Below are 486 nucleotides of genomic sequence, written 5' to 3'. Positions count from 1 at the left end.
TTATTAACTCATTGTTTTTATAGTGCTGAGTCGTTACCGACTCTATGACGACTCGCCGGGGACTCTATGACGACTCGTCATAGAGTCGGATCTATATAAATAAAATTTAAAAAACGAAATTTCAGGAAAGTAAACTACTGATATTAAATATAAATCTGCAAAATTTTAATTTTGCGTAGTGTGTGGGTATTTTTAGTGGTGAGGAGCGTTCAGAAATCCGGCGATTTTTTGGAAGGTTCAGGAACTCCCCGGGATGGCCGGAGAGGAAAACGGAAGCATGACGGGGTCAGGATTTTTTCCAGAATTTCCACCATGGCGCCGGGGATTCAGTTAATTTTGCCTGGTGATTTTCAAGAAGGAGCATGGCCTGTTTCAGGCTGTCAATGTGCGAATCCTTGGACAAAAGTAAGGTGTTCAGGTGTTCAATCTCCTGTTTCAGATGACGAATCACCTGTTCACTCTGGTCAGCCTGTCTCTTATACTCAT

1 protein-coding gene is annotated in these 486 nt (G+C 42.2%); it reads right to left on the bottom strand.

What is annotated here, in order from left to right; genetic code table 11:
- Positions 1 to 286 precede the first annotated feature (286 nt).
- On the bottom strand, positions 287 to 486 hold a 200-nt coding region (locus HG543_RS54085), incomplete at its 5' end, for a hypothetical protein (protein ID WP_439332630.1).

The organism is Pyxidicoccus fallax (assembly GCF_012933655.1).
Taxonomy (GTDB): Bacteria; Myxococcota; Myxococcia; order Myxococcales; family Myxococcaceae; genus Myxococcus; species Myxococcus fallax.
Note: the sequence above shows the minus strand (reverse complement) of the source record. Positions and strands in the feature narration are given on the sequence as shown.